Here is a 23,640-nt window from a genome sequence, read left to right on the forward strand (position 1 = left end):
CGTCAGCGGTCGGTGAGGGCGACCGCCGTCGCGATCGCGAGACCGCGCTCGTGCGCCAGGGACACGGCGATGCTCGCGCACCCGATCGCGTCCGCGAGTGCCGCAGCACGACCGCTCAGCGTGACGACGGGCGCGCCGGACGCGTCGAGGACGATCGCGACGTCGGTGAGCGGAACCGCGTCGGTCGGCATCGGCCGGAGCAGTTTCAGCACCGCCTCCTTGCCGGCGAACCGCGCGGCCAGACGCTCCGGGGCGTCGCCGGTGTCGGCGCGCTCACGCTCCGTGAACACCCGGGACAGGTAGCGCTCACCGTGGGCCGTGATGCCCGCCGTGACGTCCTCGACCGCCGCGAGGTCGGTGCCCGTCCGGAGCGTCGTCATGGCAGCAGGGTACGCGGAGCGGTCCCCGTCCCCGCAGTCAGCGGAACGGCTGCACCAGCCCCGGGACGACACCGTCCGGGGTGAGGCGGATGAGCCGGTACGACGTGTCCTGGTCGTAGGCCAGCACCACCGTGTGCCCCTGCCACACGTACGGGTACGAACTCGGGTCCGGACGGTTCGCCGTGAACTCGGACAGCACGGCGCTGCGCGCGATGGTGCCGCCGTGCACGTCGTAGAGCGCCACCTCGTCCGGGGAGCTGCTCGTCGCGAGGGAGCAGGTCGTGTCGACCAGGTACTGCTCGCCCCCGTCGCCACGGAGGTCGCCGGACGCCGTCACGAGGGAGACGAGGTCACCGTCGCAGATCTGCAGACCGGGGTGCCGCGCGGCGCGCACCGCCGCGGTGAGACCGGGCACGCCGTCCGACCGCGGGTACGCGTCCTGCCGACCGGGACGCGGCGGCTGCCCGGCGGGGAAGACCGGTGCCGAGGGCGTGGCCGTGGCGGGAGGCGCCGCGGCCGAGCCCGACGGCGCATCCGACGTCGGTGCCGCCGCGACGGTCGGGCTGGCCGCGGCCGCACCCGGATCGACGGCCGGAGCGGTGCTCGCACACCCGACGAGGGCGACGGAGGCCACCGCGGCGATGAGGAGCGGGGTCGTGTACTGCATGGATCGGCGTTCCCTTCCCGCGGGACGACGCCCCGCGACGGAACACGACGGTACGGTCAGCACGTCTCGCTCCGGTGTCGCCCAGCCTGCCCGGCACCGTCGCGCCGTCCGGCATCCGCACGCGGACGTGCGAGCATCTGTGACGGAACTGACACATCGCTGCACCGCGACGGACACCGAGAGGACCCAGGCTCGTACCGTGATCCCCTCCGTCCGAGCACGCACCGTCGGCCTCGTCGCCACCGCGGCCGCCGTCCTCTCGACGTTCGTCGTCGCGGTGACCGCGATGACGGCGCCCCTGCCCTACGACACCGCGCCACGTCGGGCAGTGCTCGACCTCGCGCACGCCTACTACGCCGGCTGCGGCGAACAAGCGGCAGCCCAACCCGCCTCCGTCCCCATCTGGTGCGAGTCCACCGACCAACGCCTCGAGAACCTCGTCTGGTCCTCCTGGGGCGGCCGCGACGCACTCGCCACCGGCCTCCTCACCGACAACCCCTGCGACTGCCGGACCGGCACCGTCACCGCCTACCCGGTCGCCGTCCGGTTCGACCGGCCACAGGCGATCGGCGAGGTCCGCCGGTACCAACGCCTCAGCATCACCTTCGCCACCGACCGTCCGGCGTGGGCCACACGCCGGACCATGCACTTCCTCTGGGGCGACCTCGGATTCGTCACCGACCAGGAGCGACCGTGACCCCGTTCGACCCCGTGGAACCCCTGCGCGGCCGCCACACCACGACCTCCGCTCCCGACGGCCGGTCCCCGCTCGTCCTGCTCGCCGAGGACGACCCCGACGTCCGGGAGACCACGCAGCTGTTGCTCCTCCGCCGGGGGTGGCGTGTGACCGCGACGGCGGACGGGATCGACGCGCTCGCCGCGGTCGACGCCGAGGTGCCGGACATCGCCGTCGTCGACATCGCGATGCCGCGGATGAACGGCCTCGACCTCACCGGAGCCCTCACGGCGCTCGGGGTCCCGGTGATCCTGCTCACCGCCAGGAGCCTGCCCGTGGACGAGGTGAACGGACTCGCCGCCGGCGCGGACGACTACGTCACGAAGCCGTTCGACGCCGACGTGCTCTCCGCCCGGCTGCGGGCCGTGCTCCGGCGTCGGCAGGGCCCGGCCACCGAGGTGGCCTCGGTCGGCGACGTGCGCATCGACATCGCCGGGCGTCGGGTCGACCGCGCCGGTGTGCTCGTGCCGCTGAGCTCTGTCGAGTTCCGGGTGCTGGAAGCCCTGCTCCGCAACCGTGGCGCCGTGCTGAGCCGCGAGCAGGTCATCGCGATGGCGTGGGACAGCACCTGGCAGGACCCCCGCATCGTCGACACGAACGTCCAGCGGCTCCGCCGCAAGCTCGGTGCCGGGGTCATCGAGACGGTGCGCGGGTTCGGCTACCGGATCGAGGTCGAGCCCGCGTGACCTGGTCCTCCGAGGCGACGACCGTCCGGCAGCCGTCCGCACCGTCCGCGGCGACGCGGTGGTGGCGGTCCCTGCGGTTCCGCACCGCCGTCGCCATGACCGTCCTCGCCACGACCCTCGTCGTCGCGGCCGGGGCCGTCTTCGCGCACACCGCCTTCGACGACGCCACCGAGCAGCTCCGGCAGCAGGCGCTGACGCAGCTCGACGAGACGATCGCCACCCAGGCGTTCGGCGGCGCGCTCCCGCCGCGGGCGACCGACGACCCGATCGTCATCCCGGCGGCGCTCCGGGCGGCGATCGCGCACGGGACGACCGCGACGTACGACGACGGGACGTGGATGTGGGCGGCGAGGGAGCAGGCCTCCGGGGTGATCGCCGCCCGCGTCGACAACGAGGCCCTCCGCGACCAGTGGGCGAACCTCCAGCGGACGTTCGTGCTCGCGGCCGTCCTGGCCGCGGTGCTCGCCGCGGTGGGGTCGTGGCTCGCAGCCGGTCGGCTGACCGGTCGTCTGCGTCGCGCGGCGCGCGCCGTGGACGAGACCGTCGCGGGACGGACGGCGGTCGAGGTCCGCGGTGACGACGAGGTCGCCGTGCTCTCCCGTGGTCTGGCCGACACCGCGGCCGCGCTCGCGCGGAGCCTCGACCACGAGCGGGCGATCAGCGCGGAGGTGGCGCACGACATGCGGACACCGGTCACGGCGCTCGTCGGTGCCGCCGAACTCCTGCCGGACGGCCCCGACGCGGAACGGGTCCGGCGGATCGCAGCGCGTCTCCGGCAGCTGCTCGACGACCTGCTCGACCTGTCCCGCGCGGCGCACGAGGCGGCCGGGGTCCGGGTCGTGCCCGCCGACCTGGGCGAGACCGTCGACGCGGTGCTGACGGCCGAGGGGCTGCACGGGCGCGTGCGGTTCGTCGTCGGGGGATCGAGCCGCGTCCTGGTCGACGCCGAGCACCTCGCGCGGGCGCTCGTGAACCTCGTCGCCAACGCGGAGCGGCACGGCTCGCGACCGGTCGTCGTCGAGGTCGACGCGGCGACGGTGACGGTCCGCGACGCCGGCCCCGGCTTCCCGCAGGAGGTCCTGCGGGACGGCCCGCGCCGGTTCGGTGCGCTCGGGTCGCACGGCGGGTCGGGGATCGGGCTCGCCATCGTCCTGCAGCAGCTCACCGCGATCGGCGCGGTCCTCCGCCTCGGCAACACCGACACCGGGGCCTTCGCCGCCGTCGACCTGCGGGCCGCCCCACGGCCCTGACGGCCGGGGTCACCCGATCCACAGGAGGGCGAGGCCGAGGACGCTCGCGAAGACGAGGCCGATCGTCACCTCGAGCAGGAGCACGACGGGGTCGTCGTGCTCCGGACCGTCGTCGACGTCCGAGGGCTGCTGGGACAGGCTGGTTCGCATGACGGGCACGCTAGGACCTCGCCGTGGCAGTCCTGCGGCACCCGGGGCGCCCGCGGCGGCGTCGAGCTCGGCGATCCGCACCGGCACGCGGCCGGCGCCGTCACGGAACTGTCACACGGGACCGGACGCCGTCCCGCTCACCGGTACTGCGGCGGCCAGTCGAACGGTGGTGGCAGCCGTGGGACCTCGCCGATCGTCGTCACGTCCAGCACGATCTCGCGACGGTCCTCGAGCGCGATCGAACGCGGGTTCCCGATGAACCGACGCCCGTTCACCCACACGGTCAGCTCTCCCCGCAGACCACCGACGTGCGCGGCCCCGAGCGACACACCCCACTCGTCGAAGAACTGGCCGAGCGTGAACGTGCGCCGCGTCGGGGACTCCACGTGCAGGATGCCCGACGTGTCGTGGGTGTGGAGCTGCGCGGCGAAGTGCCGGTCGTCCGAGTGCCCGACGTCCGCCGGCACCGTGACCTGCCGGTCGCCGTCGAGGATCGTCAGGTGGGCGTGGACGTGCTCGGCGAGCCGTTCGCCCCACACGTTCCGCAGTCCCGCGGCCTCGGCCCGGGCGGTGCGGTCGGTCGGTGCCGGCCACGGGGGAGCGGACCGGGTCGTCCCCGCTGCGGTGGACGTGCCGCCCGCGACGAGGGCGAGGACGACCAGCGCGGCGAGTGCCGTCCAGACCGCCGCCCGTCTCACCAGCGGTCGTGGACGGAGGCGCGGAACCACTGGTCGTACAGCTCGCGGACGGTCTCGTCGAGCCCCGGCACCTCGGGCAGGTCGCCGGCTCCCGCGTTCGAGCGTGCCTGCTCGGGGTTCCGGGCGCCGGGGATCGCCGCCGTCACGCCGTCCTGCGCGATGATCCACGCGATCGCGGCCTGCGGGACGGACACACCCTCCGGCAGGGCGGCGGCGAAGGCCTGGGCCGCGCGCACGCCGTCCTCGAAGTCGACGCCGCTGAAGGTCTCGCCCTGGTCGAACGCCTCGCCGTGCCGGTTGTAGTTGCGGTGGTCGCCCGCCGCGAACGACGTGTCGGTCGTGTACTTCCCGGACAGCAACCCGGATGCCAACGGGACGCGCGCGAGGATGCCGACCCGCGCCTCCAGGGCCGCTGGCAGGACGCGGTCGAGCGGCTTGAGTCGGAACGCGTTGAGGATGATCTGGACCGACGCGACCCCGGGACGGGCGATCGCGGTGAGGGCTTGATCGGCCGTCTCCACGCTGACGCCGTAGGCGGCGACGGAGCCGTCGGCGACCAGGGCGTCGAGGGCGTCGTAGACGGCGTCGTCCTCGAACACCGCGGTGGGCGGGCAGTGCAGCTGGACGAGGTCGAGCGTGTCCTGACGGAGGTTCCGCCGCGAGCGGTCCACCCACTCGCGGAAGTTCGCCGCGACGTAGTTCGACGGCAGCTGCTCGGCGCGACGACCCATCTTGGTCGTGACCGTCAGCGTGACGTCGGGGTTGGCGGCGCGCCACGCGCCGATGAGCTGCTCGCTGCGGCCGTCGCCGTACACGTCGGCCGTGTCGAAGAGGGTGACGCCGGACTCGACGGAGGCGTCCATCACGGCGTTCGCGTCGGCGTCCGTGACGGGCCCCCAGTCGCCGCCGAACTTCCAGGTGCCGAGACCGACGACGGACACGGAGCGGCCGGTGCGGCCGAGGGTGCGACTCTGCATGGGCCGAGCGTACCCACTCGGTGTGCACGGTCGCCCGGGCTGTCCGCGCGCCGCGTGTCAGCCCGGGGTGGAGACGCCACGTCGGAGCAGTCGCTTCGCCGCTCGCGCACGCGGGATCACCCAGAGTGCGCTCCAGAGCCCGATGCCGACCCAGAGGAGGATCAGCATCGTGGTGATGACCGGCCCGTGCTGGTCCCGCATCGACCAGGTCATGCCGGCCCACAGCGTGCTGAGGACGATCTTCCCCCAGCCGGCGGCCTCGCGTTCCGCCTGCGCCTGCACGAGTGGGATCCACTCCGATGCGGGGACCTCCGGGGGCACCTGCCCGTCGAGGACCCAACCGCGCACGACCGCGGATCGCTCGTACCCGCCCTCGGCACGCCACGACCGGAGTTGCAGCACCACCGCGACGCAGACCCCGACCGCGCCGGCCGGGATGCTGACGGCGAGCAGCAGGGACGGGGTGGCCGCGGTCCACGAGGACGCGACGAGGGTGACGAGGACGACGGAGAACGCGGCGCCGGTCGCGCCGGCACCGAGGAGGCGCAGGCGGCCGGCCTCGTCGAGGGCTCCGACTCCGTTCACGGAGGCGACCCTACCCGCGGGCGCTGACGGCGAGCGTGGACCGGGAGCGGGACGCCCCGCGGCGTGGCCGCGGAGGCCGGCCGCACGCCGTGCGCGTGGTCGCGGAGGCTGGCCGCACGCCGTTCGCGTGGTCGCGGAGGCCCCGGCCGCGCGTGGTCCGTCCGTCCGCGCAGCGGTTCACACCGAGGCCGACGTCCCCCGCACCCGACCGACCACGACGTCGACGATCCCGGCGAGCAGTGCCGCCCCGACGAACCCGAGCGCGACGCCGAGCCCGAGCGGCAACGCGTTCGCGTAGTCACCGTGCGAGGTCGCGAGCGCGGAGTAGAACACGCTGCCCACCGCGGCGATCCCGACGGCCGAGCCGACGCGGGCACCGACCTGGATGAGCCCGCCCGCGGAGCCGCCCTGCTCGACCGGCACCTCGGAGAGCGTGAGCGTCTGGTTCGGGGAGATCGTCAGGCCGGAGCCGATGCCGGCGACCAGGAGCGGCACCACGAGCCACCAACCGAGGTCGGGCCGGTCGTGGTCCGCCACCACCCAGATGACGGCACCGAGCCCGAGGAGCACCAGGATCGTGCCGACGACGATGAGCTGTCGCCCGAACCGGTGCACGATGCGGCCACCGATCGTCGAGGCGATGCCGGAGCCGACCGCGAAGGGCACCGACGACAGCCCTGCCAGGAGCGCGGAGTAGTGCAGTCCGGACTGCAGCGCGAGCGTCAGGACGAAGAACAGCGGCGTGAAGCCGGCGAAGTAGAGCGTCGCGAGGCCCACGCCGAGCGAGAACGACCGGCGGCGGAAGAGCGCGAGGTCGATCACCGGCTCCTTCGTGCGGCCGTACCGTCGCTCCCACAGCAAGAAGGCGACGGCGAAGACGACGGCGACCACGACGAGCCACCACTTCGTGGCGCCCTTCCACTGCTCGGACTGCACGAACGGCAGCAGCAGCGAGACCACGGCCGCGCCGAGCAGGACGATCCCGACCGGGTCGAGGTCGTGCTTCCGGCCGCGCTCGGTCCGCGGCGTGGCCGGCAGGTACCGGAAGGCCAGGAGGATCGTGACGAGTCCCACGGGCAGGTTCACGAAGAACACGAACCGCCACCCGTTCTCGGTGCCGAACGCCGTGATGAGCAGACCGCCGACGAGGGGGCCGATCGCGGTCGCGATGCCGACCGTCGCACCGAAGAGCCCGAACGCGGTCCCGCGTTCCTTCCCGCGGAACAGCTGCTGGATGAGCGCGGTGACCTGCGGGGTGAGGAGCCCGCCGGCGAGCCCCTGCACCAGTCGGGCGACGACCAGGACGGTGCCGTTCGGGGCGAAGCCGCAGAGGGCGCTCGCGATGGTGAACAGGCCGACACCGATCACGAACATCCGCCGGCGACCCGACGCGTCGCCGAGCCGGCCGCCCGGGACGAGCAGTAGCCCGAACGACAGCGCGTACCCGGACAGGATCCACTGCACGGCCTCCGGTGTCGCGCCCGGCAGCCCCGAGGAGATGGACTGCAGGGCGACGTTGACGATCGAGACGTCGAGGAGCACGATGCCGCCGCCGAGGAGGCAGATGACGAGCGCCTTCCAGCGGTTCGGGTCCGGCTGGTCTCCCGGATCGGGTCGCTCGGACGCCGTGGATGGTTCGGACGGTTTAGTCCGTTCGGTCCGTTCGGGGGGAGGGCCGGACGGGGTCTCGGCGGTCGCGCTGTGGTGCGCGGCGTGGTGGGCGACGGTGGGAGCCGCGTCGGGCTCGGCGGGCTTGCGGTGTTCGGCTGCCATGGCTCCCACCACGGTAGGCCTGCGCGCCTGTCGGGTCCGTCCGGTGCGCATCTCGTCCCGTAGACTCGCGGCGAGGGCCTTTAGCTCAGCTGGTAGAGCGCCACGTTTACACCGTGGATGTCGTCGGTTCGATCCCGGCAGGGCCCACCAGGACCGCGGGTTGGGGGACGTGTGACCGGACTCCTCGACCTCGGCCCCCGGATCTGCATCATCGGTCCCTCCGGGAGCGGCAAGTCCACCCTCGCCGACGCGATCGGGTCCCACCTCGACCTGTCGGTCGTGCACCTCGACCGGTACCGGTACTTCCCCGGGACACAGTGGCAGCTCCGACCCGACGCGGAGTTCGAGCTGCTGCACGCTCGCGCCGTGGACGAGGAGCGCTGGGTGATGGACGGGAACTACTCCGTCCTGCTGCCCGGACGTCTCGCCCGCGCGACCGGTCTCGTCCTGCTCGACGTCTCGACCGCACGGACCATCGCGAGGTACGTCCGGCGCACGCTGCACCGGGGCGTCCGGCTGGGCGGACTCGATGTCCGGGAGCGGCTGTCGTGGCGTTTCGTCGGCTACAACCTGCGGAACGGCGGACCCAACCGTCGTCGTCGTCGCCGCTTCTTCGAGGAGGCCGCCCTCCCGAAGGTGCTCCTCGTCGGGCCGCGCGAGGTCCGGGCGTTCGTCCGGGACGAGGGACTCCGCATCCGGCGGTGAGCGGGTCCGGCCGGCGCGTCGCGACCGCGGCCCCCACGACCGCGGCCGCGGACGGCCGGACTCCCCGCACGCTTCGAGCATCCCTCGCTGCCGTCGATCGCGCATCCGTCGGAGGGATGAACACGCGATGGCCACTCAGTGGTCGACTGTGGCCCCTTCCTCACCCCGTACCGCTCTGCGACGATGGGCAGGACACGGACACCGATGTCCGTGCACCACCGCGAGGAGTCCACCATGACCGTCCGACTCAACCCGTACATCGGCTTCCGCGACCGGGCGCGCGACGCCCTCGCCTTCTACCACGGGGTCTTCGGCGGCTCGGCGACCGTCAGCACGTTCGGCGAGGCGGGCATGGCCGAGGACCCTGCGGACGCCGACAAGGTCATGCACGGCCAGCTCGACGGCGAGAACGGCCTGCTGCTCATGGTCTCCGACGCGCCGACCGGGATGGCGGGCCCGGACGTCAGCAACATCTCGCTGTCCCTGAGCGGCGACGACGAGGAGACGCTCACGCGCCACTGGAACGGCCTCGCGGAGGGAGCGACCGTCATCGAGCCCCTCACGAAGGCTCCCTGGGGCGACACGTTCGGCATGCTGACCGACCGCTTCGGCGTCACCTGGATGGTCAACATCAGCGGCGCGGTGAGCTGACCGCGGGACGGACGGGAGGCGCGGTGCCAGCCCGCACCGCGCCTCCCGTCCGTCACGCTGAACCTCGGATCAGTCCTGGCCGTTGATCTGGCCGAGCCAGCGTCCGAAGGACGGCTTCCGGTCGTCGTGCAGGACGGAGAGGGTGGTCGTGGGCAGGCAGGTGCGCTCGTCCTCGACGCCGGCGCTCTTGTGGAGGTCGTGGCTCATGGTGTGCTCCTTCGCTATCGGTGATGGGTTCGACGCTGCGGCGGCGCGTTCCATTCCCGATGCGCGATCACCCAGGGAGGTCGTGTTCGGTCGGGTGCATGAGTGACGACGAACAGCAGATCCGCGAGGACTTCGCGGACGCCGTGAACATGACCGCCTCGCAGCTGCGGCACTGGCTCGACACGGACGAGTCGAAGCAGGTCGGGCAGAAGCCGTCCGGCGGCGGGGAGTCCACGGGGCACGACAGCGGGCGTCACATCGTCCGAATCCTCGAGTCGAAGCAGGACGACCTCACCGACGACGACCTCGCGCACATGCGGAAGGTCGTCGGGTACGTCGCCCGGCACTCGGCGCAGCGCCCGGACGGCGACGTGCACGACACCCCGTGGCGGTACTCGCTGATGAACTGGGGGCACGATCCGGAGAAGCGCTGAGCACCCCGCCGCCGCCGGACGCCGTGCAGACGGCGCGCGTACGGTGCGAGCCATGCCGAACCAACTCAAGAAGCCGGACATGTACGAGGAACTCCGCAAGGAGGGCAACTCGAAGGAGAAGGCCGCGCGGATCAGCAACGCCGCTGCCGCGCGTGGGGAGAAGGCCGTGGGGAAGAAGGGCGGCGAGTCCGGCTCGTACGACGACTGGACGGTGGCGGACCTCCGGAAGCGCGCCAAGGAGCTCGGGCTGACGGGCTACTCGTCCAAGCGGAAGGCCGAGCTCATCGACGCGCTCCGGAACCACTGAGCCGATCCGGCACAATGGAGGGGTGAACGAGACGGGCATGCCGCGCTTCCGACGGATCTGGTCGACGGTGCAGGTCGGCGTGCTCGCCGTCGCGGTCGTGTTCTGCATCGTGATGCTCGTGATCGGGCAGGGCAAGCTCGACCGGGTCTACGCGGTGGCCGCGGTGTTCTTCGGGCTCGCCCTCATCGGGCACAGCACGTACCTGTGGCTCATCCGCCGGAGCAACCGCGGCCGTCCGTGACGCTGCGGCGCTAGGCGTTCTGGTACACCCGCAGCCAGTCGACGGTCATCTGCTGCGGGAACCGGGTGGAGGCGTCGGGGGAACCCGGCCAGCCTCCGCCGACGGCGACGTTGAGCACCACGAAGAACGGCTTGTCGAACACCCACGGGTTCGATCCGACGTCCGCCCGGGTGACCGTCCGGTACGCGGTGCCGTCGACCGACCACGTGATCGAGTCGGGGCGCCAGTCGACGGCGAACACGTGGAAGTCGTCGGCGAACGCGGCTCCGGAGGGGTTCGTGTACGCGGCCGAGATCCCGGCGGCGCCCGAGTACCCCGGGCCGTGGACGGTGCCGTGAACCACCGCGGGCTCGTACCCGACGTTCTCCATCACGTCGATCTCGCCGCACGCGGGCCAGCCGACCTGCCCGATGTCGGCCCCGAGCATCCAGAACGCGGGCCAGATGCCCTGCCCGCGCGGGATCCGGATCCGGGCCTCGATGCGTCCGTACTGCACGGTGTAGGTGCTCTCGGACTTCAGCCGGGCGGAGGAGTAGGACCCGTCGGCTTCCCGGCGTGCGGTGATGACGAGGTTGCCGGCGCCGTCGAGCGCCGAGTTCCGCCGTGAATCCGTGTAGGTCTCGAGTTCGCCGTTGCCCCAGCCGCCGGCGCCGAGGTCGTAGCGCCAGATGCCGGGGTTCGGCGCGGACCCGGCCGGACCGTCGAACTCGTCTGCGGCGATGAGGGTCCCCGTCGCGGCTTCGGCCGTGCCCGCGGTCGTCAGCGCCGCCGTGGTGCCGAGGGCTGCCGATGCGGCTCCGGCCAGACCCAACGACATGAACCGTCGTCGATCGATGTGTGCTCCCATGTCGTGCTCCCTGCAGCGCGGTGGTGGGGTGGTCGTCGATCATCTCCCATCCGGAGCAGGATGACCAGGGCGGGCGTGCCACCCATCCGGGGAACGCGTCAGCGCTGGTAGGCGATGCAGAGCACGGTCACGTCGTCGGGGTGCTCCCCGCGGTGTGCGAGTTCGGCGATCCCGTCGACGAGCTGCTGCGGGTGCGGGCGGCCGGCGACCCAGGCCTCGAAGCGGTCGAGCGCGTCGAGGTCCCCGCCGAACAGGTCGAGCACGCCGTCGCTGACGCTGACGATCACGTCGCCGGGGTCGAGGCTGGTGGTGTTGCTCGACCACGCGGTCCCGACCCCGATCGGCAGGTGCCCGGACCGCAGCGACTCGACCGAGCCGTCGGCCCGGCGGAGGAGGGTCAACCCGTGGCCGGCGTCCACCCAACGGGCGTGACCGTCACGGTCGATCCGGACGTGGAAGCAGGTCGTGAACTGCGCGCTCTCGACGTCGGACGTGCCGGTCGCGAGTCCGGTGGCGGCTCGGCGGACGGCGGTGGCCGCATCCGGTTCGTCGACCGTGCTGCGGATGAGCGAGCGGACCGCCGTCGCGATCATGCCGGCCCCGACGCCCTTGCCCATGACGTCGCCGAGCGTGAACGCGGCGCCCTCGGGGGTCGGGAACCAGTCGAAGAAGTCCCCGCCGACGGTCTTCGCGGGGATGCAGACGCCGAGCGCGCGGAGCTCCGGCGGCAGGCCGTCCGCCGATGCCGGCAGGAGCGACTGCTGGACGAGCGCCGCTCGGTCGATCTCGCCCTCGGCCACCCGACGGCGACGTTGCGCGGTGCTGAGCCGGAGGTCGGCCTGCCGCGCCAGCTCGTTGGTGACGGCAGCGGTCGCGGCGTAGACGATGACGGCGAACGCCAGGCGGACGAGTTCGCTCGGCCGCGGGTCCGTCGGCTCGAGCACGTACGGCAGCAGCAGGGTCGCGCACGTGCCGATCAGCGGGTAGACGATGTGCTGCCGGCCGGGTCGGGCGGCGATCCAGATCACCGGCAGGACGACGATGGCGAGGAACACCGACCGGTTGTCGCCGGTGCCGAAGCGGAGCAGCCCGATCGCGAGGAAGTCCAGCCCGGGCACGACGAGTTCCGCTCGTGCGGCACCGGGCCAGCGCGCCATCACCCCGGCGACGAGGAGTCCGGCCACGGCGAGCGCCACACCGGTCCACATGCGCGGCGCATCGGTGACGACGAGCCACGGGACGAGGGCGCTGGTCACGGCGGCCGCGACGACGAGGGCGGCGACGATGGCCTGCTTCGCCAGGGGCGCCCACGACGCGCGGAGTCCGGCGAGCACGATCGGACCGGTGTCCTCCCGTGCGGAGACGGTCCAGGTCCTCGGTGTGGCGGGCGTGCGGGCCGTGCTGGTCATCGTCACGAGTCAACCCGTTCCGGGCGCTCCCCGGCAACCCCGCGCGCGGTCGGGGCGTGCCGACGGGGTCGCCGTCGGTCGTCAGCCGAGGCGGACGGCGAGCGGGACGAGCAGGCCGGCGACCCAGACGAGCACCATCACGAGGGCCCCGATCGCGATGAACCGGCGGCGGCGTCGGAGCTTCGGGCTCCGGTCGTCGCCCCACATGTGCGCGCGGACGAGGACGCGGTTGGCCTGTTCGACGACCTTCCGAACCTCAGGGTCGTCGACCTCCAACACGCCGTCCCGGGCGTGTCGGCTGATGACGGTCGCCTCGTCGACCGTGAGGTCGTCCTTGTGCATGCGCCCATCGTCGCACCGCCGACACCGGAGCGCACCCTGCCGAGCCGGAGCGGGCCCGCGCCGCAGGGACGCACCCGCACGGTCGGGGTACGGCGTGCTGGGCGGGGACGGAGCCTCGACCGCGTAGCAACGACCCCATGGCACATCGGTTCCGCGGGAAGATCGTCGTCGTCACCGGAGCATCGAGCGGCATCGGGAGGGCCGCCGCGCACGAGTTCGCCCGGCAGGGCGCGACCCTCGTGCTCGCCGCACGCAGTCACGACTCGCTCGAGGCCGCCGCCGCCGAGTGCCGGAAGCTCGGCGCCGAGGCGATCGCGATCCCGACGGACGTGTCCGACGAGCACGCCGTCCGGGACCTCGTCGCGACGACCACGACGCGATTCGGCCGCATCGACGTGTTCGTCGGCAACGCCGCGCTGTTCGTCTACGGGCTCTTCGACCAGACCCCGACCGAGGCGTTCAAGCGCGTCGTGGACACGAACCTGTACGGCCATGTGCACGCGGTCAAGGCGCTCCTCCCGCACTGGGAGCAGGCCGGGAAGGGCACCTACGTGCTCGTCGGGTCGATCCAGTCGCTGCTGTCCGCCCCGTACCAGTCCGCCTACGTGACGAGCAAGCACGCGGCGCTCGGTCTCGTCGACGTGCTCGGCGACGAGTTCGCCGGCACCCGGATCCGCTTCACGGCGCTGCTGCCGTCGACGATCGACACCCCGATCTACCAGAACGGCGCGAACTACACCGGCAAGACGTCGCACCCGCTCCCGCCGACGGTGTCCGTCGAGCGTGCCGGCCGCGCGGTCGTGCGGTCGGCGCTGCACCCGAAGCGCTACCGGTTCGTCGGTCGCGTGCAGGCGTCGCTCGTGCCGTTGCAGTACGTGTTCCCGGGGCTCTTCCACAAGATCACGAAGCCGATGGTCCAGACGTTCGCGCTGCGGGGGAAGGGCTCGCCGACCGATGGCAACCTCTACGCCCCGGCCGACGCCGGGAACGCGGTGAACGGCGGGTGGGTCGCGAAGCGACGCCGTGTCACTCGTCCGCTCGTCTGGGCGGGCGCGGCCGCGGTGGTCGCGACGGTGCTGCTGGGCCGCTCCCGCCGCTGACGGACGCACGGCGCGGTGCGGGCCGGGTGCGCGCCTCCCGTCCACCCGTCCCGCGTGACGTCCGCGAGCCGGGAGAATGGGTGCGACATGCCAGCTGCTCCGTCCCGCATCCCGCTCAACACCCTCGCCGTCCCCTTCGGGCTCGCCGGTTTCGCCGAGACCTGGTCGACCGCCGCTCCCGCGCTGCGGCTGCACCCCGCCGTGCCCCAGGTGTTCTGGGCGGTCGCCGCCGTCGCGTTCGTCTGGATGCTCGTCGCCCACGCCCTCCGTGGCGTGCGTGCCCACGAGCGGCTCGTCGACCAGCTCCGGCACCCGGCGCAGGGACCCGTCGCGGCGCTCGTGCCGGCGGCGGGGATGCTCCTCGGCCTCGACCTGCACCGCTTCGTCCCGGTCGCGGGGACGCTGCTCGTGGCCGTCGGCGTGACGGTCGCGGCGTTCTTCGCGGCGTGGCTGCTGAGCACCTGGTTCGAGGGCCGGTTGGCGCTCGAGAGCGTGCACGGCGGCTACCTGCTCCCCACCGTCGCGGCCGCGTTCGTCGCGTCGGCGACCACCCACGAGGTCGGCCTGGCGTGGCTGTCCTGGCCGGCGTTCGGCGTCGGTGTGTTCTTCTGGGTCGTCATGACGGGGCTGCTGCTCATCCGGCTGTCCTTCCGACCGGCGCTGCCGGGTCCGCTCGTGCCGAGCATGGCGATCCTCGTCGCCCCGCCGTCCGTCGCCGGGTTCGCGCTGTTCCTCCTGACGGACCACCGGGTGACCCTGTTCGCGCAGGCGATCGCCGGTCTCGGGGCGCTGCTGTTCCTCGTGCAACTGGCGCTGCTGCCCCGCTACGTCCGGCTCCGGTTCACGCTCGGGTTCTGGTCGTTCGTCTTCCCCGCAGCAGCAGTGGCCTCGGTCGCGATCGAGTGGCTCCGGGTCCTCGACGTGCCGTTCGCGTGGGCGCCCACCGCGGTCCTGCTCGCGCTCCTGTGCGTCCTCGTCGGGTGGGTCGGGGCACGCTCGATCACCCTCGGGCTCCACCACGCGCTACGGCAGGCGGAGGACGTGCTGCAGGCAGCCGACGACGAGGACGCCCAGCCCGGACCGGTGACCGGGGCGACCCGCTCGGTCTGAACGCGACCGTCCGACGGGGGGCGCGGCGCGGCTCCCGCGCGCACCGCGCCTCCCGACCGGTCACCGGCCCGCCCAGGGCGCGGCACGCCCGCCCCGTGACGAACCGAGACGGCGCGCCCAGCGGCACCGCCGCGGACGACGTAGGTTCGGTGGCATGACCACGACCACGCCGACCGTCCGCGACTTCCGAGCCGACTGGGCCGCCTGGCACGACGCCCACGAGCGCGAGCGTGCGAGCGAGCACGGCTTCCTCGCGATCACGAGCATCCGCTGGCTGACCGCGACGCCCGAGCGGTTCGACGACGCCCCGGGGGTCTGGTCGACGTCCGAGGACGGCCCGGTCGTGGCGCTCGACGAGGGCGAGTCCGTCGAGGTCGACGGGGAGACGGTCACGGGGGTCCACCGGTTCGGTTCGCTGCCCGAACGCTCCAGCACCGCCGTGGTGTGGCAGGACGGCGACGAGACCGTCGTGGTCGAGGTCGCACGGCGTGGCTGCAGCGACGTGATCCGACCGCGACACCCCGGCGCGGCCACGAGGACCGCCTACACCGGCACGCCGACGTACGAACCGTCGGAGTCGTTCGTCGTGCAGGCGCACTTCGAACCGTTCGACACCCCGCGCGAGGTCACCGTCGGATCCGTGGTCGACGGCCTGCAGCACGTGTACGTGGCCCCGGGGCTGCTGACCTTCGACCTCGACGGTCCCCGGTCACTGCTCGCGTTCAACGGCCACGACGGCGGCCTGCTCGTCCTGTTCACCGACCGCACGAGCGGCGTGACGACCTACGCCGCGAACCGCAGTCTCGACGTCGCCGCACCGGACGCCGCCGGGGTCACCACGATCGACTTCAACCGGGCCACGAACCTGCCGTGCGCGTACACCCCGCACGCCACCTGCCCGCTGCCGCCCGCCGAGAACCGACTCGACGTCGCGGTGGAGGCGGGGGAGCGGCTGCCCGCCTGAGGTCCGTCAGCCGACGGGGACGCGTGACCAGTCGCTCGTCGCCCGCCAGCCGCGCGGGTCGAACGAGAACACGCTGCCCATGCCGGGCTGGTCGAGCGCCCGCGAGACCGGCACCCCGCGGAGGTCCGCGAGCAGCAGCGCCCCGACCGCGCCGTGCGACACGATCACCACGTCGTCACCCTCGGCCGTGATCCGTCGGACCGCCGTGACGATCCGGGTCTGCGCGTCAACGGCGCGTTCCCACCCGCGCACGGACTCGCCCGGCGCGGCGAAGAACGCGTCGACGACCGCCTCGAACTCGTCGAACGGCAGGTACCCCGTCGCACTCCGGTCGATCTCCCCGAGCGCCGCGTCCGCGGCTGGGACGATGCCGAGCGCGGCACCGAGCACCGCAGCGGTCTCCACGGCCTTCTGCTCGGCGCTCGACACGATGCGCCGCACCCCGGCGAGCGGGACCGCGTCCACGGCGCGCGCCGCACGGGAACGGCCGACGTCCGACAGGCCCCACGAGGTGATGGGGCGGGACGGCTCCACGACGACCTCGGCGTGGGTCAGGAAGGACGAGACCACCCCGTCACCCTACGGGAGGCACGTCTCGCGTCCCACCGCGCCCTCCGGTCCGTCGGAGGGCCGCCGTAAGGTGAGCGCGTGGAGTTCCCGGGGGAGGCGGTCGACGCGCGTGCCGCGTCGACCTCTCCGGGGCCACCCCGGGGAACGCAGGACCAGCAGGACGACACGCCCCGAGCGGGCCAGCGCGCTCCGCGCGCCACGCCGCACGGAGGCACCGACGGGTCCCCCGGGAACCCACACCCCTCGACATGGTGGCAGGTGCCCTGGCCGACGCCTTCCTCACCGCCGAGCACTGGGCGCCGGACCACCTGACGGCCGCCGGCTACGCCGTGATCGGCGTCGAGCGCGCGTACGTCGGTCTGGCGGTCGCGGCGGCGCTCGACGCCTACCCGCGCCCACCGGTCGACGCTCCACGGCAACTCGCCGCGGTGCTCGCGTCCTCGCCGCGTCTGGCCGCACTGCACCGAGCGCGCGGCGCACGCCGCCCCGTGCGGATCCGCTCGCGTCGGGTGACCGCCGTGCACGCCCGACCCGAGACCACCAGCCGCCTCCTCGTCGACACGCTGCCGGAGCTCGCCCGTGCGCTCGACCTCACCCTCGGTCGGCTGCTGTGGCTCGCGGACACCCGGGGGTGGAACCGGCGGGCGGGCACGACGAGTCCCCTGCACCACCACCGGTACGAATGGGTGAGCCGACCGGGGCGGACGCCGCGCCTCCTCGAGAAGCCGATGGACATGCTCCGCCGGACCCAGCGCACGATCCTCGACGACCTGCTCACCGCGCTGCCGGTGCACGACTCCGCGCACGGCTTCGTCCCCGGACGGAGCGTCGTCTCCGGGGCGCAACCGCACACCGGACAGCAGATCGTGCTGTCGGCGGACCTGACCTCCTTCTTCGCGAGCGTCACGGCGCCGACCGTCTTCGGCGTCTTCCGGGCCGCGGGCTTCGCCGAGCCGCTCGCGCACGTCCTCACCGGCATCTGCACACACCGTGTACCGCCCCACGTCCTCACCGCGATGCCGGACGGCGGCTCCCCGGAGGAGCGAGCGGCGCTCCGCCGGATGCTCGCCGTCGCGCACCTGCCGCAGGGGGCGCCCATCTCCCCGGCCCTCGCGAACACCGCCCTCCGGCACCTGGACGCCCGCCTCGCCGGCTGGGCGTCCGCCGTCGACGCGACCTACACGCGCTACGCCGACGACCTCACCTTCAGCGGCGGGGACCGACTGGCGGCGCGGCCGGACGCGTTCCTCCGCGGCGTCGACCGGATCGTCACCGACCAGGGACACCGCCTGAACCCCGCGAAGACCCGGGTGCGGCGGCGCGGGGCCCGACAGTCGGTGACAGGGGTGGTCGTCAACGACCGGACCTCGCCCGGTCGGCGCGAGGTCGACCGGCTGCACGCGGTGCTGCACAACGCCGCGGTGCACGGACCGGCGTCCCAGAACCGCGCCGGTCACCCCGACTTCCGGGCACGCCTGCTCGGCCGCATCGAGTGGGTCGAGCAGGTGCACCCCGGACGGGCACGACGCCTGCGCGAGGAGTTCGCCCGCATCACCTGGTGAGGACGGTGCCACTGGCGTTCCCGGCACGTGACACCGTGTGACGAGGGGACCGCGTCGGTGGCGTCACACGACGCAACCGCCGTTCACGGTCCGCAACACCTCCCGCCCCCGGTGCCGGAGCGTCCTAGCGTCACGACATGACCGACTTCCTCGACCGCGAGCACGACAAGGCCTTCACGAAGGTCTACAAGCAGCACACCCCGGACATCCTCACCGCCTTCGTGCAGTTCGACGAGGCCGTCTTCCGGACCGAGGGACGTGAGATCCCCCTCAAGTACCGGGAACTGATCGCGCTCGCCGTCGGGATCACCACACAGTGCGTCTACTGCATCGACGCGCACAGCCAGCGAGCGGTGACCGCGGGCGCGAACGACGCAGAGCTCGCCGAGGCCGCCTGGGTCGCCACCGCGATCCGGGCCGGCGGAGGATTCGCCCACGGTCGCCTCGGCTTCAAGTTCGGCGCCGACGCCGTCGTCCCGGACCACACCCACTAGGGAGCGCACACCATGCCCGACCGCACCGTCCTCGTCACCGCGCTCCAGGGCGCCGGCTGGCACCCCGCCGCCTGGCAGGTCGCCGGGGACACCGCCCGCCGCCTCACGAGCCTCCGGCACTGGCGCGACGTCGTCGTCGAACAGGACCGCCTGGGCGTCGACGCCGTCACCATCGAGGACTCGTTCACCGCGGGTCCCGTCGACGCCGCAGGCGACCTCGACACCCGGACCGTCGTCGGCCGGCTCGACGCACTCCTCGTCGCGAACGCCGTCGCCCCGGCGACCCGCACGATCGGGCTCGTGCCGACCGTCTCGGTCACCCACACCGAACCGTTCCACGTCGCCACGGGCCTCCAGACCCTCGACCACGTCTCGCTGGGCCGCGCCGGATGGCGGCTCCAGGTGAGCGCGACGGCCCGGGAGGCAGCGCTCTTCGGGCGCCGACCCGGCGACGAGGACGCCGCGACCCTCTTCGACGAGGGACGTGAGATCGCCGAAGTGGTCTCCCGGCTGTGGGACAGCTGGGATGACGACGCGATCATCCGCGACGTCGCGACCGGCCGCTTCATCGACCGTGACCGCATCCACAACGCCGCGTTCACCGGCACCCACGTCTCGGTGCACGGCGCGTCGATCGTGCCGCGCTCGCCGCAGGGTCGGCCGCCGGTGTTCACCCTGGCGCACCGCGCGGACGCCGCGTCCTTCGCCGTCGACGTCGCCGACGTGGTGCTGGTCACCCCGGGCTTCGCCGGACGGGAGGCGCGGGACCTGCTCGAGGAGGTCCGTCACCTCGAGCAGGCCGCCGGCACCGACGTCCGCCGCCCGGTCCTCGCGGACCTCGCGGTGCTCCTCGACACCTCGGCCACCGCCGCGGCGGACGCGCTCGCCGCGCTCGACGCCGCGGCCGGCTCGTCGTACGCCGTCGGCGCCGGATCGGACGCGGACGTCCTCGCGACGACGGTGCCCGAGCTGGTCGACCGCATCGCCGCGCTGCGTGCCCTCGGGTACGCGGGCGTCCGACTGCGCCCGTTGCGGATCCCGATCGACAGCACCGCGATCGCGCGGCAGCTCGTCCCCGCGCTCGTCACGGCCGGACTCCGTGCCGACGTCGCCTCCCGTCCCACCGCCGACCTGCGCACGCGGCTCGGCATCGCGCCGGCGGTCAGCCGCTACGCGTCCACCCGTCCCTCACCCCTGGAGGTCTCCGCATGAGCACCAAGCGCCAGGTCCACCTCGCCGCCCACTTCCCCGGGGTCAACAACACCACCGTGTGGAGCGACGACCGCGCCGAGAGCCAGATCGCGTTCTCGTCCTTCGAGCACTTCGCGAAGAACGCCGAGCGCGGGTTCTTCGACTACCTGTTCCTCGCCGAGGGGCTGCGACTCCGGGAGCAGAAGGGCCGCATCCACGACCTCGACGTCGTCGGACGGCCGAACACCCTCGCGATCCTCGCGGCGCTGGCCGGGGTCACCGAGCACATCGGCCTCGTCGGCACGCTGCAGACCACGTTCAACGAGCCGGTGGAGCTCGCGAAGCAGCTCGCCACGCTCGACCACCTCACGGGCGGTCGGGCGGGCTGGAACGTCGTGACGAGTTCGGACGCCTTCCACGGCGCGAACTTCCGCCGCGGGGGCTTCCTCGACCACGCGGACCGCTACACCCGGGCAGCGGAGTTCATCGAACTGTCCCGCGAACTCTGGGACTCGTGGGAGCCGGACGCGGTCGTGGCATCCGTGGCCGACGGCCGGTTCGCGGACCGCTCCCGGATCCGGGACGTCGACCACCACGGCGCGCAGTTCGACGTCACCGGTACGTTCCCCGTGCCCCGGAGCCCGCAGGGGCACCCGGTGGTCGTGCAGGCCGGCGACTCCGACGAGGGCCGCGACCTCGCGGCCGCGCACGCCGAGGTGATCTTCTCGCTGCACACCGCGTTCGACGACGCTCGCTCGTTCCACGACGACGTCACCGCCCGGCTCGAGCGGCACGGCCGGTCGAAGGACGACCTGCTCATCCTCCCCGGAGCGACCTTCACCCTCGGCGCCACACCGGACGAAGCCGAGGAGCGGTCGCGCGCCGTCCGCCGGGCACAGGTGAGCCCGGCCACGGCGATCGCGTTCCTCGAGCAGGTGTGGAACCGCGACCTCTCGTCGTACGACGTCGACGGCCCCCTGCCGGACATCGAGCCCGACCTCGACGCGGACACCATCACCCGCGGACGGGTCCGGCACGTGCGGGACCCGCGCGCCCTCGTGCAGTCGTGGCGTGACCGCGCGGCCGCCGAGCACCTGTCGATCCGTGACCTCGTGATCGAGGTGTCGACGCGCGGCGGTTTCGTCGGGACGCCGTCGCACATCGCCGCCGAGATCGACCGGTACGTCCAGGAGCGGGCCACCGACGGGTTCGTCGTCGTCCCGCACACGAACCCGTACGGACTCGACGAGTTCGTCGACGAGGTCGTCCCGCTGCTCCAGGAGCGCGGCGTGTACCGCGAGTCGTACGACGACGGCGCGACGCTCCGCGAGACGCTCGGGCTGCCGGGGAGGCTCCGGTCGGCCGCACCCGCGGGGGCACTCGCGTGACCGCGGTCCCGCTCTCCGTCCTCGACCTCGTGCCGGTCAGCTCCGGCTCGACCCCGGCCGAGGCGCTGCACCGGAGCATCGACCTCGCGCAGCACGCCGAACGCGCCGGGTACGCCCGGTACTGGCTGGCCGAGCACCACCTCAACCCGGGGGTCGCCGGGAGCGCGCCGAACACCGTGATCGGTGCGGTCGCCGCAGCCACCTCGACGATCCGGGTCGGGAGCGCCGCCACCCTGGTCGGCAACGTCCGCGGGCTCCAGATCGCCGAGACGTTCGGCACGCTCGCCGCCCTGTACGGTCCGCGCATCGACCTCGGCCTCGGCCGGTCCGGCGCACCGGCCCCGGGAGCACCGAAGTCGCCGCCGCCCGGGCCGGTCGCGGACGAGGTCGTGGACGGTCTGCTCGTCCCCGCGCCGTTCACGTTCCGGGTCGCACCGGGGAGCCGGTTTGCGCTGCAGGGCGAGCTCCTCGGGCGCGTCCCGGGCGACGTCGAGCGGTTCGAGGGCGACCTCGCCCTCATCCGCGAGCTCTTCGCGGGGACCTGGAGCCCTGACGGGTCGGTCGTCGAGGCGCCACCGGCCACCGGCGCGCCCGTCGAACTCTGGATCCACGGCTCCACCGGCGGCGCGAGCGCGCGAGCGGCCGGGTCCCTCGGACTGCCGTACGGCGCGAACTACCACACGTCGCCCGGCACGGTGCTGGCGTCGGTCCGGGCGTACCGCGACGCGTTCCGCCCGGGCGTGCTCGACGCTCCGCACGTCATCGTGTCCGCGGACGTCGTCGTCGCTCCCACCGCCGACGAAGCCGAGGAACTCGCGCTCGGGTACGGTCAGTGGGTGCACTCGATCCGGTCCGGAGCGGGAGCCATCGCGTACCCGACGCCGGACGAGGCCCGGTCCGCGCCCCTGTCGGTCGAGGCGTCGGCGGCGGTCGCGGACCGCCTGGCGACCCGCTTCGTCGGGGACGCCGGACACGTCGCGGACCGTCTCGAGACGCTCCGGCGCGTCACCGGCGCGGACGAGCTGCTCGTCACCACGATCACGCACGAGCACGCGGCCAGGGTGCGCTCGTACGAACTGCTCGCGACCGAGTGGGCGCGACGTTCCGCGTCCGCGGTGCCGGCCACGGTCTGAGCCGCGCCGGGACGGACGGGAGGGGCGGTGCCAGCCGGCACCGCCCCTCCCGTCCGTCCATCCCGCGTCAGCTCGCGCTGAGCGGGAGCCCCTCGGGGTTCAACTCGGACTGCTGCACGGCCTCGTTCGAGAGGTTGTAGGCGTGCAGCCACTTCGCGTAGGTGCCGTCCTGGATGAGCTCGTCGATCGCTCCCTGGACCGGCTTCGCGAGGCCGTTCCCCTTCTTCGTCGTCGCCGCGATCAGGCCCTGCAGGTGCGCGCCGGCTCCGGAGTAGGTGCCCGCGGTCACGGTGGCCTTCGCCGTGCCGGCGTCCTGCTTGTTCTGGTAGGCGATGGTCGGGTTCGGGCCGAGGTAGCCGTCCACCTTGCCGGACTGGACGGCGAGCAGCTTCGCGTTCGCGTCCGGGTAGTACTTCACGGTGAGCGTCTTGCCCTGCTTCTCGAGGTCGGCCTTCCAGCCGAGCAGGATCTTCTCCTGGTTCGTCCCGGAGTCGGTCGCGATCGTCTTGCCGGCGAGGACCGAGGGGACGCCGTCGAAGTGCAGGGAGCTGCCCTTCGCGACCTGCAGCGCGAGGTTGTCCTGGCGGTAGGAGGCGAAGTCGTACTTCTCCTTGCGCTGCTCCGTCACGGTGATGTTCGACAGGCCGACGTCGATCGAACCGCCGTCGATGCCGACGAACAGGTTGTCCCAGGTCGCGTTCTTCACCGCCGGCTCGAGGCCGAGCTTCGCCGCGACGAGCCGGCCGAGATCGGGCTCCGACCCGGTCAGCGTCTTCTGGTCGGACCCGGTGAAGGCGAGCGGCGGGTAGCCGGAGGGCAGTGCGCCGACGCCGATGACGAGCTTGCCGGACCGCGCGACGTCGGCGGGCAGGGCGTCGTGGAGCTTCGGGTCCTCGGCGACGGCGAGCTTCGTCTCGGTCGCGGCTCCGTTCGATGCGGCACCGATCGTGACGCTGCCGTCGGAGGCTCCGGTACCGGCTGCCGCTCCGGTCGCGCAGCCGGCGAGGGCGACGACGACGCCGGTGGCGAGGACGAGGGCACCGGCGCGGGTGCGCCAGCGGGCGGGGGTGGTCGTGGACATGC

The 23,640-nt window shown here is 73.2% G+C and carries 29 protein-coding genes and 1 tRNA gene; 17 read left to right on the top strand and 13 right to left on the bottom strand.

Going from position 1 to position 23,640, the window contains the following annotated elements; translation table 11 throughout:
* Positions 1-2: 2 nt before the first annotated feature.
* Together ACTJKO_RS10890 and ACTJKO_RS10895 are read right to left on the bottom strand one after the other, a co-directional pair.
* Positions 3-380: a holo-ACP synthase gene (locus tag ACTJKO_RS10890; RefSeq protein ID WP_440688533.1), complete on the bottom strand. Its 378-nt coding sequence runs from the start codon at positions 378-380 to the stop codon at positions 3-5.
* Between the two features lie 37 nt (positions 381-417).
* A complete protein-coding gene (locus ACTJKO_RS10895; RefSeq protein WP_440688535.1) occupies positions 418-1,047 on the bottom strand; it encodes a hypothetical protein in 630 nt (209 codons plus the stop codon).
* Positions 1,048-1,246: 199 nt separating this feature from the next.
* On the opposite strand from ACTJKO_RS10895, the gene ACTJKO_RS10900 reads away from it, so the two are divergent.
* Genes ACTJKO_RS10900 through ACTJKO_RS10910 form a run of 3 tightly spaced genes read left to right on the top strand, consistent with a single transcriptional unit; the run spans position 1,247 to position 3,719 of the window.
* Entirely contained in the window at positions 1,247-1,744 is a 498-nt protein-coding gene (locus ACTJKO_RS10900; RefSeq protein WP_440688537.1) for a hypothetical protein, read from the top strand.
* Positions 1,741-2,469 carry a response regulator transcription factor gene (locus tag ACTJKO_RS10905; protein WP_440688539.1) on the top strand — a complete coding sequence of 243 codons (729 nt, stop codon included), beginning with the start codon at positions 1,741-1,743 and terminating at the stop codon, positions 2,467-2,469. Before ACTJKO_RS10900 ends, ACTJKO_RS10905 begins: the two co-directional genes overlap by 4 nt.
* Positions 2,466-3,719 carry a sensor histidine kinase gene (locus ACTJKO_RS10910; protein ID WP_440688541.1) on the top strand — a complete coding sequence of 418 codons (1,254 nt, stop codon included), beginning with the start codon at positions 2,466-2,468 and terminating at the stop codon, positions 3,717-3,719. Before ACTJKO_RS10905 ends, ACTJKO_RS10910 begins: the two co-directional genes overlap by 4 nt.
* Positions 3,720-3,728: 9 nt before the next feature.
* Here ACTJKO_RS10910 and ACTJKO_RS10915 read toward each other — a convergent pair whose 3' ends face one another.
* The 5 genes from ACTJKO_RS10915 to ACTJKO_RS10935 form a co-directional block, all read right to left on the bottom strand.
* A complete protein-coding gene (locus tag ACTJKO_RS10915) occupies positions 3,729-3,869 on the bottom strand; it encodes a hypothetical protein (RefSeq protein ID WP_440688543.1) in 141 nt (46 codons plus the stop codon).
* A 137-nt stretch (positions 3,870-4,006) separates the two neighbouring features.
* Entirely contained in the window at positions 4,007-4,567 is a 561-nt protein-coding gene (locus ACTJKO_RS10920) for a hypothetical protein (protein WP_440688545.1), read from the bottom strand.
* Positions 4,564-5,544, bottom strand: coding sequence for an aldo/keto reductase (locus ACTJKO_RS10925; protein WP_440688547.1), 981 nt, complete (start codon positions 5,542-5,544; stop codon positions 4,564-4,566). Before ACTJKO_RS10925 ends, ACTJKO_RS10920 begins: the two co-directional genes overlap by 4 nt.
* Before the next feature lie 57 nt (positions 5,545-5,601).
* The gene (locus ACTJKO_RS10930; RefSeq protein WP_440688549.1) at positions 5,602-6,129 is read right to left on the bottom strand and encodes a hypothetical protein; all 528 of its coding nucleotides are present in this window, start codon (positions 6,127-6,129) and stop codon (positions 5,602-5,604) included.
* A gap of 177 nt (positions 6,130-6,306) precedes the next feature.
* Entirely contained in the window at positions 6,307-7,902 is a 1,596-nt protein-coding gene (locus ACTJKO_RS10935; RefSeq protein ID WP_440688551.1) for an MFS transporter, read from the bottom strand.
* Between the two features lie 74 nt (positions 7,903-7,976).
* Here ACTJKO_RS10935 and ACTJKO_RS10940 point away from each other — a divergent pair.
* The 3 genes from ACTJKO_RS10940 (at position 7,977) to ACTJKO_RS10950 (ending at position 9,258) form a co-directional block, all read left to right on the top strand.
* Positions 7,977-8,052: transfer RNA gene (locus ACTJKO_RS10940), tRNA-Val, on the top strand.
* A gap of 21 nt (positions 8,053-8,073) precedes the next feature.
* Positions 8,074-8,607 (top strand): hypothetical protein, encoded by a 534-nt coding sequence (locus ACTJKO_RS10945; RefSeq protein ID WP_440688553.1) that lies wholly within the window; start codon positions 8,074-8,076, stop codon positions 8,605-8,607.
* Between the two features lie 234 nt (positions 8,608-8,841).
* Positions 8,842-9,258, top strand: coding sequence for a VOC family protein (locus tag ACTJKO_RS10950; RefSeq protein WP_440688555.1), 417 nt, complete (start codon positions 8,842-8,844; stop codon positions 9,256-9,258).
* A 69-nt stretch (positions 9,259-9,327) separates the two neighbouring features.
* Here ACTJKO_RS10950 and ACTJKO_RS10955 read toward each other — a convergent pair whose 3' ends face one another.
* Positions 9,328-9,465 carry a hypothetical protein gene (locus ACTJKO_RS10955; RefSeq protein ID WP_440688557.1) on the bottom strand — a complete coding sequence of 46 codons (138 nt, stop codon included), beginning with the start codon at positions 9,463-9,465 and terminating at the stop codon, positions 9,328-9,330.
* Between the two features lie 98 nt (positions 9,466-9,563).
* On the opposite strand from ACTJKO_RS10955, the gene ACTJKO_RS10960 reads away from it, so the two are divergent.
* Genes ACTJKO_RS10960 through ACTJKO_RS10970 form a run of 3 tightly spaced genes read left to right on the top strand, consistent with a single transcriptional unit; the run spans position 9,564 to position 10,447 of the window.
* Positions 9,564-9,899 (top strand): DUF3140 domain-containing protein, encoded by a 336-nt coding sequence (locus ACTJKO_RS10960; RefSeq protein WP_440688559.1) that lies wholly within the window; start codon positions 9,564-9,566, stop codon positions 9,897-9,899.
* A 52-nt stretch (positions 9,900-9,951) separates the two neighbouring features.
* A complete protein-coding gene (locus ACTJKO_RS10965) occupies positions 9,952-10,206 on the top strand; it encodes a DUF7218 family protein (RefSeq protein WP_440688561.1) in 255 nt (84 codons plus the stop codon).
* Positions 10,207-10,228: 22 nt separating this feature from the next.
* Entirely contained in the window at positions 10,229-10,447 is a 219-nt protein-coding gene (locus tag ACTJKO_RS10970) for a hypothetical protein (RefSeq protein WP_440688563.1), read from the top strand.
* A gap of 10 nt (positions 10,448-10,457) precedes the next feature.
* Here the strand turns inward: ACTJKO_RS10970 and ACTJKO_RS10975 are convergent, their stop codons facing one another.
* From ACTJKO_RS10975 to ACTJKO_RS10985, 3 genes are all read right to left on the bottom strand, one after another.
* Positions 10,458-11,294, bottom strand: a complete 837-nt coding sequence (locus tag ACTJKO_RS10975; RefSeq protein ID WP_440688565.1) for a glycoside hydrolase family 16 protein — start codon at positions 11,292-11,294, stop codon at positions 10,458-10,460.
* Between the two features lie 98 nt (positions 11,295-11,392).
* On the bottom strand, positions 11,393-12,703 hold the full coding sequence (locus ACTJKO_RS10980; protein ID WP_440688567.1) for a PP2C family protein-serine/threonine phosphatase: 1,311 nt from the start codon (positions 12,701-12,703) through the stop codon (positions 11,393-11,395).
* 81 nt (positions 12,704-12,784) lie between these two features.
* On the bottom strand, positions 12,785-13,045 hold the full coding sequence (locus tag ACTJKO_RS10985) for a hypothetical protein (protein WP_440688569.1): 261 nt from the start codon (positions 13,043-13,045) through the stop codon (positions 12,785-12,787).
* A gap of 137 nt (positions 13,046-13,182) precedes the next feature.
* On the opposite strand from ACTJKO_RS10985, the gene ACTJKO_RS10990 reads away from it, so the two are divergent.
* From ACTJKO_RS10990 to ACTJKO_RS11000, 3 genes are all read left to right on the top strand, one after another.
* Positions 13,183-14,145, top strand: a complete 963-nt coding sequence (locus ACTJKO_RS10990) for an SDR family NAD(P)-dependent oxidoreductase (protein WP_440688571.1) — start codon at positions 13,183-13,185, stop codon at positions 14,143-14,145.
* Between the two features lie 87 nt (positions 14,146-14,232).
* Positions 14,233-15,255: a transporter gene (locus tag ACTJKO_RS10995; RefSeq protein WP_440688573.1), complete on the top strand. Its 1,023-nt coding sequence runs from the start codon at positions 14,233-14,235 to the stop codon at positions 15,253-15,255.
* Between the two features lie 154 nt (positions 15,256-15,409).
* A complete protein-coding gene (locus ACTJKO_RS11000; protein WP_440688575.1) occupies positions 15,410-16,219 on the top strand; it encodes a DUF1684 domain-containing protein in 810 nt (269 codons plus the stop codon).
* Between the two features lie 6 nt (positions 16,220-16,225).
* Here the strand turns inward: ACTJKO_RS11000 and ACTJKO_RS11005 are convergent, their stop codons facing one another.
* Positions 16,226-16,789 carry a histidine phosphatase family protein gene (locus ACTJKO_RS11005; protein WP_440688577.1) on the bottom strand — a complete coding sequence of 188 codons (564 nt, stop codon included), beginning with the start codon at positions 16,787-16,789 and terminating at the stop codon, positions 16,226-16,228.
* Positions 16,790-17,037: 248 nt separating this feature from the next.
* Here ACTJKO_RS11005 and ACTJKO_RS11010 point away from each other — a divergent pair, with 248 nt between their 5' ends.
* The 5 genes from ACTJKO_RS11010 to ACTJKO_RS11030 all read left to right on the top strand — a co-directional run bounded on the left by ACTJKO_RS11010 (position 17,038) and on the right by ACTJKO_RS11030 (position 22,557).
* Positions 17,038-18,351, top strand: coding sequence for a reverse transcriptase family protein (locus ACTJKO_RS11010; RefSeq protein WP_440688579.1), 1,314 nt, complete (start codon positions 17,038-17,040; stop codon positions 18,349-18,351).
* Between the two features lie 137 nt (positions 18,352-18,488).
* Entirely contained in the window at positions 18,489-18,845 is a 357-nt protein-coding gene (locus ACTJKO_RS11015; RefSeq protein WP_440688581.1) for a carboxymuconolactone decarboxylase family protein, read from the top strand.
* 12 nt (positions 18,846-18,857) lie between these two features.
* Positions 18,858-20,057 carry an LLM class flavin-dependent oxidoreductase gene (locus ACTJKO_RS11020; RefSeq protein ID WP_440688583.1) on the top strand — a complete coding sequence of 400 codons (1,200 nt, stop codon included), beginning with the start codon at positions 18,858-18,860 and terminating at the stop codon, positions 20,055-20,057.
* The gene (locus ACTJKO_RS11025) at positions 20,054-21,424 is read left to right on the top strand and encodes an NtaA/DmoA family FMN-dependent monooxygenase (protein ID WP_440688585.1); all 1,371 of its coding nucleotides are present in this window, start codon (positions 20,054-20,056) and stop codon (positions 21,422-21,424) included. Before ACTJKO_RS11020 ends, ACTJKO_RS11025 begins: the two co-directional genes overlap by 4 nt.
* Positions 21,421-22,557, top strand: coding sequence for an LLM class flavin-dependent oxidoreductase (locus ACTJKO_RS11030; RefSeq protein ID WP_440688587.1), 1,137 nt, complete (start codon positions 21,421-21,423; stop codon positions 22,555-22,557). Before ACTJKO_RS11025 ends, ACTJKO_RS11030 begins: the two co-directional genes overlap by 4 nt.
* Positions 22,558-22,624: 67 nt before the next feature.
* Here ACTJKO_RS11030 and ACTJKO_RS11035 read toward each other — a convergent pair whose 3' ends face one another.
* Positions 22,625-23,638, bottom strand: coding sequence for a transporter substrate-binding domain-containing protein (locus ACTJKO_RS11035; protein WP_440688589.1), 1,014 nt, complete (start codon positions 23,636-23,638; stop codon positions 22,625-22,627).
* Positions 23,639-23,640: the final 2 nt, after the last annotated feature.

It is taken from the genome of Curtobacterium sp. 22159 (assembly GCF_052045775.1).
GTDB lineage: Bacteria > Actinomycetota > Actinomycetes > Actinomycetales > Microbacteriaceae > Curtobacterium.

Coding starts and splice junctions, on each gene's coding strand:
- ACTJKO_RS10975 (WP_440688565.1), bottom strand. CDS start 11,294: ATGGGAGCACACATCGATCGACGACGGTTCATGTCGTTGGGTCTGGCC.
- ACTJKO_RS10985 (WP_440688569.1), bottom strand. CDS start 13,045: ATGCACAAGGACGACCTCACGGTCGACGAGGCGACCGTCATCAGCCGA.
- ACTJKO_RS10925 (WP_440688547.1), bottom strand. CDS start 5,544: ATGCAGAGTCGCACCCTCGGCCGCACCGGCCGCTCCGTGTCCGTCGTC.
- ACTJKO_RS10950 (WP_440688555.1), top strand. CDS start 8,842: ATGACCGTCCGACTCAACCCGTACATCGGCTTCCGCGACCGGGCGCGC.
- ACTJKO_RS11035 (WP_440688589.1), bottom strand. CDS start 23,638: ATGTCCACGACCACCCCCGCCCGCTGGCGCACCCGCGCCGGTGCCCTC.
- ACTJKO_RS10965 (WP_440688561.1), top strand. CDS start 9,952: ATGCCGAACCAACTCAAGAAGCCGGACATGTACGAGGAACTCCGCAAG.
- ACTJKO_RS10980 (WP_440688567.1), bottom strand. CDS start 12,703: ATGACCAGCACGGCCCGCACGCCCGCCACACCGAGGACCTGGACCGTC.
- ACTJKO_RS10915 (WP_440688543.1), bottom strand. CDS start 3,869: ATGCGAACCAGCCTGTCCCAGCAGCCCTCGGACGTCGACGACGGTCCG.
- ACTJKO_RS11020 (WP_440688583.1), top strand. CDS start 18,858: ATGCCCGACCGCACCGTCCTCGTCACCGCGCTCCAGGGCGCCGGCTGG.
- ACTJKO_RS10995 (WP_440688573.1), top strand. CDS start 14,233: ATGCCAGCTGCTCCGTCCCGCATCCCGCTCAACACCCTCGCCGTCCCC.
- ACTJKO_RS10935 (WP_440688551.1), bottom strand. CDS start 7,902: ATGGCAGCCGAACACCGCAAGCCCGCCGAGCCCGACGCGGCTCCCACC.
- ACTJKO_RS10990 (WP_440688571.1), top strand. CDS start 13,183: ATGGCACATCGGTTCCGCGGGAAGATCGTCGTCGTCACCGGAGCATCG.
- ACTJKO_RS10895 (WP_440688535.1), bottom strand. CDS start 1,047: ATGCAGTACACGACCCCGCTCCTCATCGCCGCGGTGGCCTCCGTCGCC.
- ACTJKO_RS10890 (WP_440688533.1), bottom strand. CDS start 380: ATGACGACGCTCCGGACGGGCACCGACCTCGCGGCGGTCGAGGACGTC.
- ACTJKO_RS10960 (WP_440688559.1), top strand. CDS start 9,564: ATGAGTGACGACGAACAGCAGATCCGCGAGGACTTCGCGGACGCCGTG.
- ACTJKO_RS11000 (WP_440688575.1), top strand. CDS start 15,410: ATGACCACGACCACGCCGACCGTCCGCGACTTCCGAGCCGACTGGGCC.
- ACTJKO_RS11025 (WP_440688585.1), top strand. CDS start 20,054: ATGAGCACCAAGCGCCAGGTCCACCTCGCCGCCCACTTCCCCGGGGTC.
- ACTJKO_RS11015 (WP_440688581.1), top strand. CDS start 18,489: ATGACCGACTTCCTCGACCGCGAGCACGACAAGGCCTTCACGAAGGTC.
- ACTJKO_RS11010 (WP_440688579.1), top strand. CDS start 17,038: ATGGTGGCAGGTGCCCTGGCCGACGCCTTCCTCACCGCCGAGCACTGG.
- ACTJKO_RS10955 (WP_440688557.1), bottom strand. CDS start 9,465: ATGAGCCACGACCTCCACAAGAGCGCCGGCGTCGAGGACGAGCGCACC.